Below are 15189 nucleotides of genomic sequence, written 5' to 3' on the forward strand. Positions count from 1 at the left end.
GGCACCGGAGCCGCGCGTGTCCCCCTCGCGGGGGATTACCACTCTCCGGCCCGGTTTCAACCCCGTCAACGGGGCGAGTTGAAGCGCGTACGGGCGCCCTCCACAAGGCCCGACTTTCGGTCATGGGGCCCCGCCTGAAATAGTTCCCCACGATGTTCGACATCCCTAGACTCCCTGTGATGGGGGTAACTCGGGGGACAACTCAGTGGGGCATGGAGTGCCGGAACTCGTACTGGAAACAAACGGACAGACCTGGACGCTCGATCAGTCCAGGTCCTACACCCTCGGACGCGATCCGCAGGGTGACATCGTCTTCGACGACGCCAGGGTCTCCTGGCGTCACGCCACGGTCAGCTTCAACGGCCGCAGTTGGGTCATCGAGGACCACGGCAGCACCAACGGCACCTTCGTGCAGGGCCGGCGGATCGGCCAGACGGAGATCGGCCCGGGTTCGGCGGTGCACCTGGGCAACGCGACCGACGGACCGTGCCTGAACCTGTCCGGCGCCGCCGCGGCAGCTCAGCCTCAGCAGCAGGCCGCGCCGTACGCCGCCCAGGGGGCGGGGGCCGGCTGGGCGCAGCAGGCCCCGGAGCAGCAGCCGCAGCAGCAGGCCGCACAGGCCGGCTGGCAGCAGCCGCAGCAGGCCGCGCCGATCCCGCAGCAGCAGGGCGCACCGCCCGAGCAGTACGCACAGAAGGTGCCCGGTGGCGGCGCGGGGGTGCCGCCGGTCCACGGCGACCGCAGCCCCACGACGTTCCACCAGTTCGCCATCGGCAACGTGATGCGCATCGGTCGTGCACTGGAGAACGAGCTGGTCGTCTCCGACCTGCAGGTCTCCCGCCACCACGCCGAGTTCCACTCGATGCCCGGCGGCCGCTTCGAGATCCGTGACCTGGGCTCGCACAACGGCACCTACGTCAACGGCCAGCCGATAGCCAAGGGCGGCTCGGTACAGCTCGGCCCGAACGACATCGTCGGTGTCGGCCACTCGACCTTCCGCATCGTCGGCGACCGCCTCGAGGAGTTCGTCGACACCGGTGAGGTCTCCTTCTCCGCGCGCCACCTGACCGTCACGGTCGACGGCGGCAAGCAGATCCTGAAGGACGTCTCCTTCGGCGTCCCGGAGAAGTCGCTGATCGCGGTCATCGGCCCGTCCGGTTCCGGCAAGTCGACCCTGCTCAAGGCGCTGACCGGCTACCGGCCCGCCAACCAGGGTGAGGTGCTGTACGACAACCGCAACCTCTACAAGCAGTTCGCCGAGCTGCGCCAGCGCATCGGTCTGGTCCCGCAGGACGACATCCTGCACAAGGAGCTGACCGTCAAGAAGGCCCTCAAGTACGCGGCCAAGCTGCGCTTCCCCGCCGACACCACGGCCCAGGAGCGCGACGCCCGCATCGACGAGGTGCTGCGCGAGCTGAAGCTCGACATCCACAAGGACAAGAAGGTCACGTCCCTCTCCGGTGGCCAGCGCAAGCGTGTCTCGGTGGCCCTGGAGCTGCTCACCAAGCCGTCGCTGATCTTCCTGGACGAGCCGACCTCGGGCCTCGACCCGGGCATGGACCGCGACGTCATGCAGCTGCTGCGGGGCCTGGCCGACGACGGCCGCACGGTCCTCGTGGTCACCCACTCCGTGGCGGAGCTGGCGATCTGCGACAAGCTCCTGGTGATGGCGCCCGGCGGTTCGGTGGCCTACTTCGGTCCGCCGGAGGAGGCGCTGAACTTCTTCGGCTACGACACCTGGGCCGATGTCTTCTCCGCCTTCGAGAACTACCGCGACTACGACTGGGCGGGCCGCTGGAAGGGCTCGCAGCACTACCAGATGTACGCCGCGGACATCGACGCCGTGGCCCCGCAGTCCGTACACATGCCTCCGCCGCAGGCGATGAAGCCGCCCAAGCCGCAGGGCTGGGGTTCGCAGCTGATGACCCTGATCCGGCGGTACGTGGCGGTCATCGTCTCCGACAAGGGATTCCTGGCGCTGACGGTGATCCTGCCGGCGGTGCTCGGCGCGGTCAGCCTGCTGATCGACCACAACCGGGGCCTGCTGGTCAACGAGGCGGTCAACCCGCGCACCGGCGCGCACGTCCCGAACGGCACGGCCACCACGGTGCTGCTGATCCTCGCGGTCGGCGCGTGCTTCGCCGGTGCGGCCAACTCGGTGCGTGAGCTGATCAAGGAACGGGTCATCTACGAGCGGGAGCGCGCGACCGGCCTGTCCCGGTCGGCCTACCTGATGTCGAAGGTGGTCGTCCTGGGCGCGGTGACCGTGCTCCAGGGTCTGATGGTCGGCGTGATCGGCTTCTCCAGCCGCGAGATCCCGGACGAGGGGCTCGTCCTCGGCAAGTCGACCCTGTTGGAGCTGTGCCTGCCGATCATGGCGCTCGGCTTCACCTCGATGATGTTCGGCCTGGTGATCTCCTCGCTGGTGAAGACCGCCGAGAAGACCATGCCGCTGCTGGTGATGTTCGCGATCATCCAGGTCGTCTTCACCGGCTGCCTCTTCACCCTGCACGGCACCCTCGGCGTCAACGAGTTCTCGTACCTGATGCCGTCGCGCTGGGCGGTGGCCGCCGCGGGCGCCACGCTGGACTTCAACAACATCGCGCCGAACACCGACGACCCGAGCAGCACGGACCCGCTGTGGAACCACGAGGCCTCGGCCTGGGGTCTGGACATGTTCGCGCTGATCGTTCTCGGTGTGGTCTGCGGCTTCTTCGTCGCCCGCTTCCTGCGCCGGCACGAGCCGGAGGTCATGCGGAAGTAACCGAGCCCGTACGACGCGAAGGGCGGCACCCCGCATGGGGTGCCGCCCTTCGGCGTAGCGTCGTCAGAGGTCCGCGCTGCCTCAGTACGCGCTGTTGACGTTGTCGATCGAGCCGTACTTGTCGGCCGCGTAGTTGGCGGCGGCGGTGATGTTGGCGACCGGGTTGTAGATGTTCCACGAGGTGCCGGCGACGTGGTACGCGTTGAAGGTCGGCGGGATGACCTGCAGCAGGCCCTTCGACGGGATGCCGTTGATCGCGTTGACGTCCCAGTTGTTGATGGCCATGGGGTTGCCGGAGGACTCACGCATGATGTTCTTGTGCAGGCCGTTGTAGCTGCCCGGGATGCCCTTGGACTTCATGATGTCCAGGGCCTGGCGGATCCAGCCGTCGAGGTTGTTCGCGTAGGTCTTCGCGGCGACAAGCTGCATCTGGGGGCGCTGCGCGGAACGGCTCGCGGCCTCCTTGGCGACGCGCTCCTGGGCGGCCTTCTTGACGGCCTCGGCGGCGGCCTTCTGCTTCGCAGCGGTCTCGGCCTTCGCCTTGGCGGCGGCGTCGACCGCGGCCTTCTGCTTGGCGGCGAACGCGTCGAGCTTGACGGTGTCCGTGGCGAGCTGGCTGGTGAGCGTGCCCTTGACGACCTTGACCGGCTGGGCGGCCACCTGCGGCGCCTGGGCCGGGGCACCGGCGGTGATGGTCTCGGCGCTGCTGGGGACGGCCGAGAGGGCGAGAGCGGCGGCACCGAGGACGCCGACACCGGCGATGGCGAACTTGTGCTGCTTGGTCAGCGAGCGACTATGACCACGGGTGAGGATGTTCTTGGGCATGCTGATGGACCTCTTCGGATAGCGCGGAGGTCGCTCTGTGTCCGTCGGAAGAACCTGCTCCTCCTGCACGAGTGCTGTGGGGGGAACCCCGCAGCGCTGAGCGACGGGAGCAATTCTTAGCGGCCGCAAAATCCCGTGGCAAAGGTGTGACGTACGATCCCCGGTAGTGGATCGGGGAAGGGCAAAACGGGACAGACTGGAACGTCTGCCCCGTTCGTGCCGGGAGGCTATATCTCCTATGTCCGTTCGTACGTGATGTGTGCCCTATGTGCGGGCTCACATCGGAGGCGTAGCGGTCTCACCAGGAGTTGCCGTCGCAACGCTCTGTGTGAGGATCCTCCTCCGGGAGGATGAGGTGGACGTCCCCGAACTCGTGCCACAGGTAGAGCCCGCGCAGCGCCTCCTCGTAAGCGCGGTCGACCGCGGCCCGCCCGGCGACCGCCTCCAGCATCAGCAGATGCGAGGCCTCCGGCTCGTGCAGCCCGGTCAGCAGCCCGTCGACCACGCGTACCCCCCGCTCGGGCGTGACCACCAGATCGGTCCAGCCCCCGGCCGCCCGCACCACCCCGTCCGGCCCGGTCGCCGACTCCACGGCCCGCACGGCCGTCGTCCCCACCGCGATCACCCGCCGGCCACCGGCCCGCACCGCATTGATCAGCCGCGCCGACGCCGCAGGTACCGCGAACCGCTCCGGGTACGGCGGCTCGTGCGCCTCCGCCGACGCCACCCCCGTGTGCAGAGTGACCGGCGCGAACTGCACCCCACGGCTCACCAGCTCCGCCACCAGCCGCGCGGTGAAGGGCCGCGCCGCACTCGGCATCTCCGCGCTGCCCGTCCCGTCCGGCGAGGGCAGCGCGAACACCGTCTGATAGACGGACAGCGGCTGGTCCCGCTCCGTATAGGAGTAACGGATGGGCCGCCCGTGCTCCCGCAACACCCGGAGGACCTCCGCCCCGGACACCCGCGCCCACCACAGCCGCTCACCCCGCCCGCTCAGCGGCTCCTCCAGCACCAGCCGGGCCCCGCCCGGCAGCCGCACCTCTCTCCCCGCGGTCCCTGCCGCCCCCCTTTCTCCACGCGCGCGCGTACTGCCCCTCCCGTCCGGATCCCGCAGCTCGACCGCCCACCGCCCGTCGTCCCCGCGCGTGGAGAAGTGCACCACCACGTGTGTGTGCCCGATCCGCCCGTCCACCGCAGCGGCCAGCGTGGGCGAGGTGTTCACCACCAGCAGGTCACCCGCCCGCAGCAGCCGCGGCAGCTCGGCGAACACGTGGTGCGCCACCTCGGTGCCGCACGACACCAGCAGCCGTACGTCGTCCCGGTCCAGACCGGGCCCGCGCTGCTCGGCCGGCACCCGCGCCGACAGCTCCTCGGGCACCTTCACCGCGATGGTCATCGCCCCTCCGCCAGGGCCGGCGCCGCATAGCGCCCGCTCGCCGGCCGCTCGTCCAGCAGCCGCAGGAACGCCGGTACGACGCTGCCGGGCGCCGGACGCGGATCGCCGTCGTCCGGTACGGCCGCCGCGTACAGATCCGTCGCCATGTCCCCGGGGTCCACCGCCCACACCCGCAGCCCCGGCTCCTCCGCGCCGAGCACCGCGGCGAGCTGGTCCAGGGCCGCCTTGGAGGCGCCGTAGCCCCCCCACGTCTCGTACGCCTCCGCCGCCGCGTCCGAGCTGACCGCCACGACCGCGCCCGCCGGCGACTCCCGCAGCAGCGGCAGCGCCTCCTGGACCAGGCCCAGCGCCGCCACCACGTTCACCTCCAGCGCCCGCCGCAGCCCCGCGAGGGGCAGCTCCGCCAGCCGCACCAGCGGCTCGGCACCCAGCGCGGACGCGTTGCTCACCACCAGGTCGACACCGCCCAGCTTCCGCGCGGCGGCCACCAGCTCGGCCCGGTGCCCGGCGTCCGTGACGTCCCCGGGCAGCGCCTCCACCCGGGCACCGTGCCCGGCGGCCGCCTCGGCGGCCTGCTCCAGGGGCCCTGCGCCGCGGGCATCCAGCACCAGGTCCCAGCCCCGCGCGGCCAGCGCCTCGGCGAGTGCCCGCCCCAGACCCTTGGAGGCCCCCGTGATGATCGCTACCGGCATGACAACCGTCCCCTCGTCGCTTGCCGCCCTCGTCGGAGAGCGGTGACCACAACGTAGGAACGGCACCCCCGGCACCGCCTCGGACGCGGGCCGCAACATGGCGGGGTCCTTCGACGTACGCCGCACGTCGCGGGGCCGGAGACCTACCTCACCGGTCCTAGGTCCATCGGACCGGACCCGGCGGTCACCGGTCCGATCCGCGCTGTCACACCGCGCCGGTACCGTGAGGACATGAGTCAAGGCCCCCGGTCCGGCCTCGCCGCGGTGAGCTCCGCGCTGCTGGCCATGAGCAGGCACCTGGAGGTGCGCGACGTCCTCAAGACGATCGTCGCCTCAGCCCGCGAGCTGCTGGACGCGGAGTACGCCGCGCTCGGCGTCCCCGACGACCACGGCGGCTTCGCCCAGTTCGTCGTCGACGGCGTCAGCGACGCCCAGTGGAAGGCCATCGGCCCGCTGCCCCGCCAGCACGGCATCCTCGCCGCGATGCTGCAGGAGGCCCGGCCCGAGCGCCTCGCCGACGTGCGCAAGGACCCGCGCTTCGAGGGCTGGCCGTCCGCCCACCCGGAGATGTCCGACTTCCTGGGCCTGCCGATCAGGGACGGCGACGAGGTCATAGGCGCCCTGTTCCTCGCCAACAAGCTGCGCTCCGAGGGGGGACACCCCCCACACCCCCCGCGCCCAAAGCCTCTCGGCAGCTGCGGCTTCACCGAGGAGGACGAGGCACTGCTCTCCATCCTCGCCCAGCACGCCGCGATCGCCCTCTCCAACGCCCGCCTCTACGAGCGCAGCCGTGAGCTGACCATCGCCGAGGAGCGCTCCCGCCTGGCCCACGAGCTGCACGACGCGGTCAGCCAGAAGCTCTTCTCCCTGCGCCTGACCGCCCAGGCCGCGGCCGCGCTGATCGACCGCGACCCCGCCCGCGCCAAGGGCGAGCTGCACCAGGTAGCCGCGCTCGCCGCCGAGGCCGCCGACGAGCTGCGCGCCGCAGTGGTGGAGCTGCGCCCCGCCGCCCTGGACGAGGACGGCCTGATCGCCACCCTGCGCACCCAGATACAGGTCCTCGACCGCGCCCACAGCGCGCGCGTCACCTTCGGCAGCAACGGCTTCCGCGCCCTGCCGGCCGCCCAGGAGGAGGCCCTGCTCAGGGTCGCCCAGGAGGCCCTGCACAACGCCCTGCGGCACTCGGGCGCCGAGCACGTCGGCGTGCGCGTGGACCGGCGCGGCGGCGGAGCCGTGCTGCGCGTCAGCGACGACGGCAAAGGCTTCGACCCGCAGTCGGTCCGCAGCGCCGGCCGGCACCTGGGCCTGGTCTCGATGCGGGACCGGGCGAGCGGCGTCGGCGGCACGCTGACCGTGGAATCGGCGCCCGGCAAGGGCACCACGATCGAGCTGGAGGTCCCCGGTGGCTGACGCAATCAAGGTGCTGCTCGTCGACGACCACCAGGTCGTCCGCCGGGGCCTGCGCACGTTCCTTGAGGTGCAGGACGACATCGAGGTCGTCGGCGAGGCCGCCGACGGCGCCGAGGGAGTCGCCCGGGCCGAGGAACTGCGGCCCGACGTCGTCCTCATGGACGTCAAGATGCCGGGCATGGACGGCATCGACGCCCTGCGCAGACTCCGTGAACTGGACAACCCCGCGCGCGTTCTGATCGTCACCAGCTTCACCGAGCAGCGCACGGTCGTCCCGGCCCTGCGCGCGGGCGCCGCCGGGTACGTCTACAAGGACGTGGACCCGGACGCGCTGGCCGGCGCCATCCGCTCCGTGCACGCCGGGCACATCCTGCTGCAGCCCGAGGTCGCCGGCGCCCTGCTCTCCCAGGAGGAGACCAACTCGGGGCAGGGACGAGGGGGCTCGCTCACCGAACGGGAGCGCGAGGTGCTCGGCCTGATCGCCGACGGCCGCTCCAACCGGGAGATCGCCCGCGCCCTCGTGCTGTCCGAGAAGACCGTCAAGACGCACGTCTCGAACATCCTGATGAAGCTGGACCTCGCCGATCGCACCCAGGCCGCCCTGTGGGCCGTACGCCATGGCGTGACCGGCTGAAACGCCCTCCCCAACGCCTTGCGGACGGCGACTCGGAAGGTTCCGTTCCGGACTGAGATTCATACCGTCGTGGGAATGTCACCCGGATGGCGCATCCTCCGGTGATCTCCGCCGTTCTCCAGTGCGTGCCGCGGTGAACCGCCGCGGCGAACGCCAAGGAGGGCTCAGACAGTGAAGAACCTGAAGAAGGCAGCGGCCGTGACGATGGTGGCCGGTGGTCTGGTGGCCGCCGGTGCGGGGATGGCCTCCGCCACGGACGGGGCCTGGGCCGGCGGTGCGGCCCACGGCTCTCCGGGTGTCGGCTCGGGCAACGTCGTCCAGGCCCCGGTGCACGTCCCGGTGAACGTGACCGGCAACAGCGTGAACGTCATCGGTGTGCTGAACCCGGCCTTCGGCAACCTCGGCCTCAACAAGTGAGGCACGGCCACTGACGACCACAGGCCTCCCGGGCCCACCGGGAGGCCTGTCCGGTTTTCGTACAAGTGGCCTGAACGGGGGCTCGACGTGCGGACCCCGCACCCCGGAGACGGCTCCGACGTTGATCAGCGCACGACCCACGGCCGGGTCGGACCCGCACACGCAGGAGGAACCCGTTCCATGAACATCGCCAAGAAGGCCGCCCTCGCCCTGACCGTCGCCGGCATCGCCGCCGGAGCCTCCGCCGGAGCAGCCATGGCCGACTCGACCGCGAGTGGCGCGGCCACGACGTCCGCGGGCGTCGCCTCGGGCAATGTCGGCCAGGTCCCGGTCCACGTCCCGGTCAACGTCTCCGGCGTGACCGCCAACGTGATCGGCGCCCTGAACCCGGCCTTCGGCAACGCCGCGGTCAACGGCTGACGCGACAAGCAGCCGAGAGGGCTCCTCGATCGACCGACTCGGGGAGCCCCGGCCGGCTCAGCGGCCGCGCTCCCGCTCCTCCACGGCGGAGTTGTACGCCGCCACCTGCGCCCGCCGGGCCGTCCGCTCGACCGGCCGCAGCGCCGCGGACCGCGCCGCCATCTCGGCGGAGCTGACCGCACCCCCGTGCCCGTTGTCGTAGGCCAGGGACACCAGCATCTCCACCCGCCGTGCCAGCTCCAGCACCCGCACCGCACGAGGCGGGTACCCGGGCGCCAGCACCTCCCGCCCCCGCTCGGCCCGCGCCCGGTACGCGTCGATCGCCGCCTCCGCCGCCGGACCCGACCCGGCGACATCCAGCTTCGACAGCACCTGCGTCGCCTCCCGCAGGGCCTCCGCCAGCTCCCGCTCCGCCTCGCCCAGCGACGGCACATCGGCGGGCGGCGCCTCCCGCACCGGCAGCACATGCCAGATGACCTCGACATGCAGATCACCCTCGGGCCCGGCCACGTACACCTCCGGAACCAGCCCGAACGCGGCACCGAAGCAGACCACCGCCTCCTCGGCCTCCAGCGCCCGCGCATTGAACTCCGGCGGACCGCTCAGCCCCAGCGGATGACCGGACGCGGGGAGCGCGACCCGCAGGCCGGTCACCCCCAGCGTCCGCAGCCGCCCGAGCGCGAGCGTGAGCCCGACCGGCGCCGGTTCACCCGGCAGCCCCTCCACCCGGTGCACCGCGTCCTCGCCCACGATGGCGAGAGCGGCGTCATCCGGAGAGGCAAGTCCGGCCAAAAGGGCATTTCCCCAAGCGGCAAGGCGTCCTGAGCGCGGTTCCGAGAGCATGCCCCCACCCTAAGGACCGGACCGATGGAATGGAGCGGCGCACTCGTGGCGTAGATTTCATGGGGGGCTGCGCCCACCGGCGCGGCGGACCGAGCCCACAGGCGTACGCGACAGCCGAGACCGGCACACTGCAAGGGGAGACAACGCGCTCATGAGCGATGTTCTGGAGCTTCAGGACGTATCCGTGGTCCGCGAGGGCCGGGCTCTGGTGGACCAGGTCTCCTGGTCGGTCAAGGAGGGGGAGCGCTGGGTCATCCTCGGCCCCAACGGCGCCGGCAAGACCACCCTCCTGAACGTCGCCTCCAGCTACCTCTACCCCAGCAAGGGCACCGCCACCATCCTCGGCGACACCCTCGGCAAGGTCGACGTCTTCGACCTGCGCCCGCGCATCGGCGTGGCGGGCATCGCCATGGCCGACAAGCTCCCCAAGCGCCAGACCGTCCTGGAGACGGTACTGACGGCCGCGTACGGCATGACGGCCCACTGGCAGGAGGAGTACGACGAGGTCGACGAGCAGCGCGCCCGCGCCTTCCTCGACCGCCTCGGCATGAGCGACTACGTCGAGCGCCGCTTCGGCACCCTCTCCGAGGGCGAGCGCAAGCGCACCCTGATCGCCCGCGCCCTGATGACCGACCCCGAGCTGCTGCTGCTCGACGAGCCCGCCGCGGGTCTCGACCTCGGCGGCCGCGAGGACCTGGTCCGCCGCCTCGGCCGACTGGCCCGCGACCCCATCGCCCCCTCGATGATCATGGTCACCCACCACGTCGAGGAGATCGCCCCCGGCTTCACCCACGTCCTCATGATCCGTCAGGGCAAGGTCCTCGCCGCGGGCCCGATCGAACTGGAACTGACGTCCCGTAACCTCTCCCTCTGCTTCGGCCTGCCGCTCGTCGTCGAGCAGGTCGGCGACCGCTGGACCGCGCAGGGCCTGCCCCTGTCCTGACGCCGCCCCGCTCCCCGTTCGCGCCCTGTCCGCCGCCCGGCCGCGGTCCTACCATGACCATGTGAACGACATCTCCGCATGGGTGTGGTGGCTCGTCGGCGCGGCGGCGCTCGGAATCCCGCTCGTGGTCACCGCGATGCCGGAGTTCGGCATGCTCGCGGTGGGAGCCGTCGCGGCCGCGGTCGTCGCAGGCCTGGGCTTCGGCGCAGTGATCCAGGTACTCGCCTTCGTCATCGTCTCGGTCGCCCTCATCGCCGTGGTCCGCCCCATCGCGGCCCGGCACGGCAGACAGCGGCCCCAACTCGCCACCGGCATCGACGCCTTGAAAGGCAAGCAGGCCGTCGTCCTGGAGCGCGTCGACGGCTCCGACGGCCGGATCAAGCTCGCCGGAGAAGTCTGGTCGGCCCGCGCCCTGGACACCGGCCGCACCTATGAAGTCGGCCAGGAAGTGGACGTCGTGGACATCGAGGGGGCCACCGCGATCGTCATCTGAGCCATCTGACCCACGAGTTGCGCAACGGTCTGCCAGACTCGACGAACAAGATCTTCAACAACCACAGGATCTGCCACGGTGCCGAGGCGGAGAGGGGTACGGGGAACACGATGGGCTCGGTCATCATCGTCCTGATCATTCTGGTGGTGTTGGTCTTCATCGCCCTGATCAAGACCATCCAGGTCATCCCACAGGCCAGCGCCGCCATCGTCGAGCGCTTCGGCCGCTACACGCGGACACTCAACGCGGGCCTCAACATCGTGGTCCCGTTCATCGACACCATCCGCAACCGCATCGACCTGCGCGAGCAGGTCGTGCCGTTCCCGCCCCAGCCGGTGATCACCCAGGACAACCTGGTCGTGAACATCGACACGGTCATCTACTACCAGGTCACGGACGCGCGGGCGGCCACCTACGAGGTCGCCAGCTACATCCAGGCCATCGAGCAGCTCACGGTCACCACGCTCCGCAACATCATCGGCGGCATGGACCTCGAACGCACCCTGACCTCCCGCGAGGAGATCAACGCGGCCCTGCGCGGCGTCCTCGACGAGGCCACCGGCAAGTGGGGCATCCGCGTCAACCGCGTCGAGCTGAAGGCCATCGAACCGCCCACCTCCATCCAGGACTCGATGGAGAAGCAGATGCGCGCCGACCGTGACAAGCGCGCGGCGATCCTCACCGCGGAAGGTACGCGCCAGGCGGCCATCCTCACCGCCGAGGGTGAGAAGCAGTCCCAGATCCTGCGCGCCGAGGGTGAGGCCAAGGCCGCCGCCCTGCGCGCCGAGGGCGAGGCCCAGGCCGTCCGTACGGTCTTCGAGGCGATCCACGCCGGCGACCCGGACCAGAAGCTGCTCAGCTACCAGTACCTGCAGATGCTCCCGAAGATCGCCGAGGGCGACGCCAACAAGCTCTGGATCGTCCCCAGCGAGATCGGCGACGCCCTCAAGGGTCTCTCCGGCGCCATGGGCAACTTCGGCTCCCTGGGCGGCGGCGCCTCCGTCCCGCCCCAGAACAACGGGCCCAGCACGGAACGCCGCGAAAAGCCGAGCATCGACTGACAGGTCCTCACCGCGCAGGGTTCACCCCGCGCCCCTGAAGGGGTGCGGGGCCGTGCGGGTCAGGCCGCGTCCAGGGCCAACCAGTCGGGCAGCGCCGCAAGATCCTCCTGCCCCAGAGCCAGGAGCATCGCATCCGCGGGAGTCGGCTCGAACGGCTCCCGAAGCATGGCCATCCCGGCCTCCTCCGGAGTCCGGTTGGCCTTCCGGTGGTTGTCCTCCGCACACGCGGCGACCGTATTCAGCCACGTGTCCTGCCCACCCTGCGACCGCGGCAGCACGTGGTCCACGGTCGTCGCCCTGCGCCCGCAGTACGCGCACCGGTGCTGGTCCCGGACCAGCACACCCCGCCTCGACCACGGAGCTTGTCTTCGGAACGGCACCCGTACATACCTGCACAGCCTGATCACCCGGGGCGCGGGTATGTCCACATCGGCACCGCGCATCCGCAGTTCGGGATGGGCCTGCTCGACGACGGCCTTGTCCTGCAGGACCAGCACGACCGCCCGGTTCAGAGTCACCGTCGACAGCGGCTCGAAGCTCGCGTTCAGGACCAACGTGTCACGCATCCAGCCCACCTCCCGTGTGCACCTGCCCACCCCCCGGCGGGCTTGGATCAACTCTGGACGGGCGCGCCGAGATGGACAACGCAATAAAAAATGCCCGCCTCCGATCACTTCCAAGACCGGAGGCGGGCAAACGTTCAATGAACGCTTGGCTGAATCAGCGCGCTGTGTCAGCCCTGGGCGGGGTTCTCGTACTCGCCGATGAGCTGGGCGCGCGCGAGCGCGTGGAACCGAAGATTGAAGCCGACGACGGCCGGAGAGACGTCCGCGTCCGGGCCGAGCTTCTCCTGGTCCACCGCGTACACCGTGAAGACGTACCGGTGCGGGCCGTCCCCGGGCGGCGGAGCGGCACCGCCGAAGTCCTTCGACCCGTAGTCGTTGCGCACGTGCACCGCGCCCTCGGGCAGGCCCACGAACTTGCCGCCGCCCGCACCGGCCGGCAGCTCCGTCACCGAGGCGGGGATGTCGAACAGGACCCAGTGCCAGAACCCGCTGCCGGTCGGCGCGTCGGGGTCGTAGCAGGTCACGGCGAAGCTCTTGGTCTCCGCGGGGAATCCCTCCCACCGCAGCTGCGGCGAGGTGTTCCCCTCGGCATGGACCTGAGCGCTCCCCAGCGTCGCGCCCTCCTCGATGTCCTCACTCGTCACCGTGAACGACGGCACGGGCGGATGGAAGTCGTGGGGGAGCGGCCGCCGCTTGAGCTCGGTCACCTCGGTACCTCCTGATCGATCTTGTTCAGTAGGTCAGAGCCTAGAACCAGTTGCGCTTGCTGCCGACCTCGGACAGCCACTGGTTGAGGTAAGCCGCCCAGTCGGTCCCGTGGAAGTCGTTCAGACCCACCTGGAAGGAGCGGAAGGTGTCCGAGCCCTCGCTGAACAGACCCGGCTTCTTGTCCATCTCCAGGACGACATCCATGGCGTGCTCGTCGGCCACGAAGCTCAGCTCGACCTGGTTCAGGCCCCGGTACTGCGACGGCGGGTAGAACTCGATCTCCTGGTAGAACGGCAGCCGCTGCCGGGTACCCCGGATGTGACCGCGCTCCATGTCCGCGTTCTTGAAGCGGAAGCCCAGCTGGATGAAGGCGTCCAGGATCGCCTTCTGCGCCGGCAGCGGGTGCACGTTGATCGGGTCCAGGTCGGAGGAGTCCACGGCACGGGCGATCGCCAGTTCGGTGGTCACCCCGATGTGCATCCCGCGCAGCGCCTGCCCGTCGATCATCGTGACCGGCGTCTCCCAGGGGATCTCCAGGCCGAACGGCACCGCGTGCACGGCCCCCGCCTGCAGCTCGAAGGCGCCACCGAGCCGCACCTTGGTGAACTCGATGTCCTGCTTGTACTCCTGGTCGCCGCTCTCGACCTCGACCCGCGCCTGCAGGCCGACGGACAGACCTTCGATGTCCTGGTTCACGGACCCGCCCTGGATCCGTACCTCGCCCTGGACCACGCCGCCCGGTACGGCATTGGTCTCGGTCAGCACCGTCTCGACCGAGGCCCCGCCGGCCCCCAGGCTCGCGAGCAGCTTCTTGAACGCCATGACTCTCCCTTTACGAATGGACCCTCGACCCGTACAAACGCGATCCCGTCGCGACCGGTTCCGGGCCACACCCTGGCAAGGAGAGCGAACCTTGACCACCCCTTGGCCCGGAACCCTCTGGACTACGCTCGGACGGCATGATCGCGCCCCCGGACCGTACGCCACTGCGCCGAGAGTTCTTCGACCGCCCCGTCCTGGACGTCGCCCCCGACCTCCTCGGCCGCATCCTGGTCCGCACCACCCCCGACGGTCCGATCGCCGTGCGCCTCACGGAGGTGGAGGCGTACGACGGCCCGAACGACCCCGGCTCACACGCCTACCGTGGCCGCACCGCCCGCAACGAAGTGATGTTCGGTCCGCCCGGACACGTGTACGTCTACTTCACCTACGGCATGTGGCACTGCATGAACCTGGTCTGCGGACCCGAGGGCAGGGCGAGCGCCGTGCTGCTGCGAGCGGGTGAAGTCGTCGAGGGCGCCGAGCTGGCTCGCAAACGTCGACTTTCGGCCCGGAGTGACAAGGAACTGGCCAAGGGCCCGGCACGCCTGGCAACGGCCCTCGAGGTCGACCGCGCCCTGGACGGCACGGACGCGTGCGCCCCGGGCGAGACACCACTGAGGATGCTGACCGGTACCCCTGTACCTGCTGACCAGGTACGCAGCGGTCCACGCACCGGAGTCGCCGGCGAAGGGGGCAACGGCGACATCCATCCCTGGCGCTTCTGGGTGGCCAACGACCCGACGGTGAGCCCCTATAGGGCCCATGCGCCGCGGCGCCGCTCAAGTTGACGCGCCCTGGCAAGGTGCGTAATGTAGCCCGAGCCGCTGAACCGGGTACGGCGATCGCCTGCAGCCGGAGCGGCCAACCCACTACCTAGCTACAACCCCTCACCGGGGTCGATTCCGGCGCGCCCGCGTGCCTGAATTCGAACCCGAGAGACTCGATTATGAGTCGCCGCGGGAATCGGCTAACGTAGTGAATGTCGAAAGGCCGACGAGCGAAAGCCCGAAAAGCCCAAGACAATCCCGCCGACCGGGAATCGGACGCCGAAAGGATCTGATAGAGTCGGAACCGCCGGAAAGGGAAGCGCGAGAGCGAGAACCTGGAAAGCACCGAGGAAATCGGATCGAGAAAAGATCTGATAGAGTCGGAAACACCGAAGGGAAGCCCGGAGGAAAGCCCGAGAGGGTGAGTA

Annotated in this window: 16 protein-coding genes; 9 read left to right on the top strand and 7 right to left on the bottom strand. The window is 70.2% G+C overall.

The window, feature by feature from the left end; translation table 11 throughout:
• Window positions 1-217 precede the first annotated feature (217 nt).
• Window positions 218-2764: an ABC transporter ATP-binding protein/permease gene (locus AC07DS_RS29110; protein ID WP_479149993.1), complete on the top strand. Its 2547-nt coding sequence runs from the start codon at window positions 218-220 to the stop codon at window positions 2762-2764.
• An 81-nt stretch (window positions 2765-2845) separates the two neighbouring features.
• Here the strand turns inward: AC07DS_RS29110 and AC07DS_RS29115 are convergent, their stop codons facing one another.
• The 3 genes from AC07DS_RS29115 to AC07DS_RS29125 form a co-directional block, all read right to left on the bottom strand.
• Window positions 2846-3589 carry a transglycosylase SLT domain-containing protein gene (locus tag AC07DS_RS29115; protein ID WP_479149995.1) on the bottom strand — a complete coding sequence of 248 codons (744 nt, stop codon included), beginning with the start codon at window positions 3587-3589 and terminating at the stop codon, window positions 2846-2848.
• A gap of 298 nt (window positions 3590-3887) precedes the next feature.
• Window positions 3888-4985 (bottom strand): S-adenosylmethionine:tRNA ribosyltransferase-isomerase, encoded by a 1098-nt coding sequence (locus tag AC07DS_RS29120; RefSeq protein ID WP_479149997.1) that lies wholly within the window; start codon window positions 4983-4985, stop codon window positions 3888-3890.
• Window positions 4982-5677 carry an SDR family NAD(P)-dependent oxidoreductase gene (locus tag AC07DS_RS29125; RefSeq protein WP_479149999.1) on the bottom strand — a complete coding sequence of 232 codons (696 nt, stop codon included), beginning with the start codon at window positions 5675-5677 and terminating at the stop codon, window positions 4982-4984. Before AC07DS_RS29125 ends, AC07DS_RS29120 begins: the two co-directional genes overlap by 4 nt.
• A 231-nt stretch (window positions 5678-5908) precedes the next feature.
• Between AC07DS_RS29125 and AC07DS_RS29130 the strand changes: the two genes are divergently transcribed.
• The 4 genes from AC07DS_RS29130 (at window position 5909) to AC07DS_RS29145 (ending at window position 8558) form a co-directional block, all read left to right on the top strand.
• The gene (locus tag AC07DS_RS29130) at window positions 5909-7087 is read left to right on the top strand and encodes a GAF domain-containing sensor histidine kinase (protein WP_479150001.1); all 1179 of its coding nucleotides are present in this window, start codon (window positions 5909-5911) and stop codon (window positions 7085-7087) included.
• Window positions 7080-7721: a response regulator gene (locus AC07DS_RS29135; RefSeq protein ID WP_479150003.1), complete on the top strand. Its 642-nt coding sequence runs from the start codon at window positions 7080-7082 to the stop codon at window positions 7719-7721. Before AC07DS_RS29130 ends, AC07DS_RS29135 begins: the two co-directional genes overlap by 8 nt.
• A gap of 171 nt (window positions 7722-7892) precedes the next feature.
• Entirely contained in the window at window positions 7893-8138 is a 246-nt protein-coding gene (locus AC07DS_RS29140; RefSeq protein ID WP_145874662.1) for a chaplin, read from the top strand.
• A 180-nt stretch (window positions 8139-8318) separates the two neighbouring features.
• The gene (locus AC07DS_RS29145; protein ID WP_479150005.1) at window positions 8319-8558 is read left to right on the top strand and encodes a chaplin; all 240 of its coding nucleotides are present in this window, start codon (window positions 8319-8321) and stop codon (window positions 8556-8558) included.
• Window positions 8559-8615: 57 nt separating this feature from the next.
• Here AC07DS_RS29145 and AC07DS_RS29150 read toward each other — a convergent pair whose 3' ends face one another.
• The gene (locus tag AC07DS_RS29150; RefSeq protein WP_479150007.1) at window positions 8616-9401 is read right to left on the bottom strand and encodes a hypothetical protein; all 786 of its coding nucleotides are present in this window, start codon (window positions 9399-9401) and stop codon (window positions 8616-8618) included.
• Between the two features lie 151 nt (window positions 9402-9552).
• Here AC07DS_RS29150 and AC07DS_RS29155 point away from each other — a divergent pair, with 151 nt between their 5' ends.
• The 3 genes from AC07DS_RS29155 to AC07DS_RS29165 all read left to right on the top strand — a co-directional run bounded on the left by AC07DS_RS29155 (window position 9553) and on the right by AC07DS_RS29165 (window position 11898).
• Window positions 9553-10344 carry an ABC transporter ATP-binding protein gene (locus AC07DS_RS29155; protein WP_403955738.1) on the top strand — a complete coding sequence of 264 codons (792 nt, stop codon included), beginning with the start codon at window positions 9553-9555 and terminating at the stop codon, window positions 10342-10344.
• Between the two features lie 61 nt (window positions 10345-10405).
• The gene (locus AC07DS_RS29160) at window positions 10406-10837 is read left to right on the top strand and encodes an NfeD family protein (RefSeq protein ID WP_479150009.1); all 432 of its coding nucleotides are present in this window, start codon (window positions 10406-10408) and stop codon (window positions 10835-10837) included.
• A gap of 110 nt (window positions 10838-10947) precedes the next feature.
• A complete protein-coding gene (locus tag AC07DS_RS29165) occupies window positions 10948-11898 on the top strand; it encodes an SPFH domain-containing protein (protein WP_479150011.1) in 951 nt (316 codons plus the stop codon).
• Window positions 11899-11957: 59 nt separating this feature from the next.
• Here AC07DS_RS29165 and AC07DS_RS29170 read toward each other — a convergent pair whose 3' ends face one another.
• The 3 genes from AC07DS_RS29170 to AC07DS_RS29180 form a co-directional block, all read right to left on the bottom strand.
• Window positions 11958-12464 (bottom strand): HNH endonuclease, encoded by a 507-nt coding sequence (locus tag AC07DS_RS29170; protein ID WP_336115826.1) that lies wholly within the window; start codon window positions 12462-12464, stop codon window positions 11958-11960.
• A 167-nt stretch (window positions 12465-12631) separates the two neighbouring features.
• Complete coding sequence (locus AC07DS_RS29175; protein ID WP_479150013.1) at window positions 12632-13171, bottom strand: YbhB/YbcL family Raf kinase inhibitor-like protein; 540 nt, start codon at window positions 13169-13171, stop codon at window positions 12632-12634.
• A 40-nt stretch (window positions 13172-13211) separates the two neighbouring features.
• On the bottom strand, window positions 13212-13994 hold the full coding sequence (locus tag AC07DS_RS29180; RefSeq protein ID WP_145874648.1) for a sporulation protein: 783 nt from the start codon (window positions 13992-13994) through the stop codon (window positions 13212-13214).
• 137 nt (window positions 13995-14131) lie between these two features.
• Between AC07DS_RS29180 and AC07DS_RS29185 the strand changes: the two genes are divergently transcribed.
• Entirely contained in the window at window positions 14132-14782 is a 651-nt protein-coding gene (locus AC07DS_RS29185; RefSeq protein WP_479150014.1) for a DNA-3-methyladenine glycosylase, read from the top strand.
• Window positions 14783-15189: the final 407 nt, after the last annotated feature.

It is taken from the genome of Streptomyces sp. NPDC044064, assembly GCF_056434245.1.

Bases quoted from the DNA above. Each gene is read 5' to 3' on its own strand.
- AC07DS_RS29115 (WP_479149995.1), bottom strand. From the start codon at position 3,589: ATGCCCAAGAACATCCTCACCCGTGGTCATAGTCGCTCGCTGACCAAG.
- AC07DS_RS29120 (WP_479149997.1), bottom strand. From the start codon at position 4,985: ATGACCATCGCGGTGAAGGTGCCCGAGGAGCTGTCGGCGCGGGTGCCG.
- AC07DS_RS29125 (WP_479149999.1), bottom strand. From the start codon at position 5,677: ATGCCGGTAGCGATCATCACGGGGGCCTCCAAGGGTCTGGGGCGGGCA.
- AC07DS_RS29130 (WP_479150001.1), top strand. From the start codon at position 5,909: ATGAGTCAAGGCCCCCGGTCCGGCCTCGCCGCGGTGAGCTCCGCGCTG.
- AC07DS_RS29145 (WP_479150005.1), top strand. From the start codon at position 8,319: ATGAACATCGCCAAGAAGGCCGCCCTCGCCCTGACCGTCGCCGGCATC.
- AC07DS_RS29150 (WP_479150007.1), bottom strand. From the start codon at position 9,401: ATGCTCTCGGAACCGCGCTCAGGACGCCTTGCCGCTTGGGGAAATGCC.
- AC07DS_RS29155 (WP_403955738.1), top strand. From the start codon at position 9,553: ATGAGCGATGTTCTGGAGCTTCAGGACGTATCCGTGGTCCGCGAGGGC.
- AC07DS_RS29165 (WP_479150011.1), top strand. From the start codon at position 10,948: ATGGGCTCGGTCATCATCGTCCTGATCATTCTGGTGGTGTTGGTCTTC.
- AC07DS_RS29170 (WP_336115826.1), bottom strand. From the start codon at position 12,464: ATGCGTGACACGTTGGTCCTGAACGCGAGCTTCGAGCCGCTGTCGACG.
- AC07DS_RS29180 (WP_145874648.1), bottom strand. From the start codon at position 13,994: ATGGCGTTCAAGAAGCTGCTCGCGAGCCTGGGGGCCGGCGGGGCCTCG.
- AC07DS_RS29185 (WP_479150014.1), top strand. From the start codon at position 14,132: ATGATCGCGCCCCCGGACCGTACGCCACTGCGCCGAGAGTTCTTCGAC.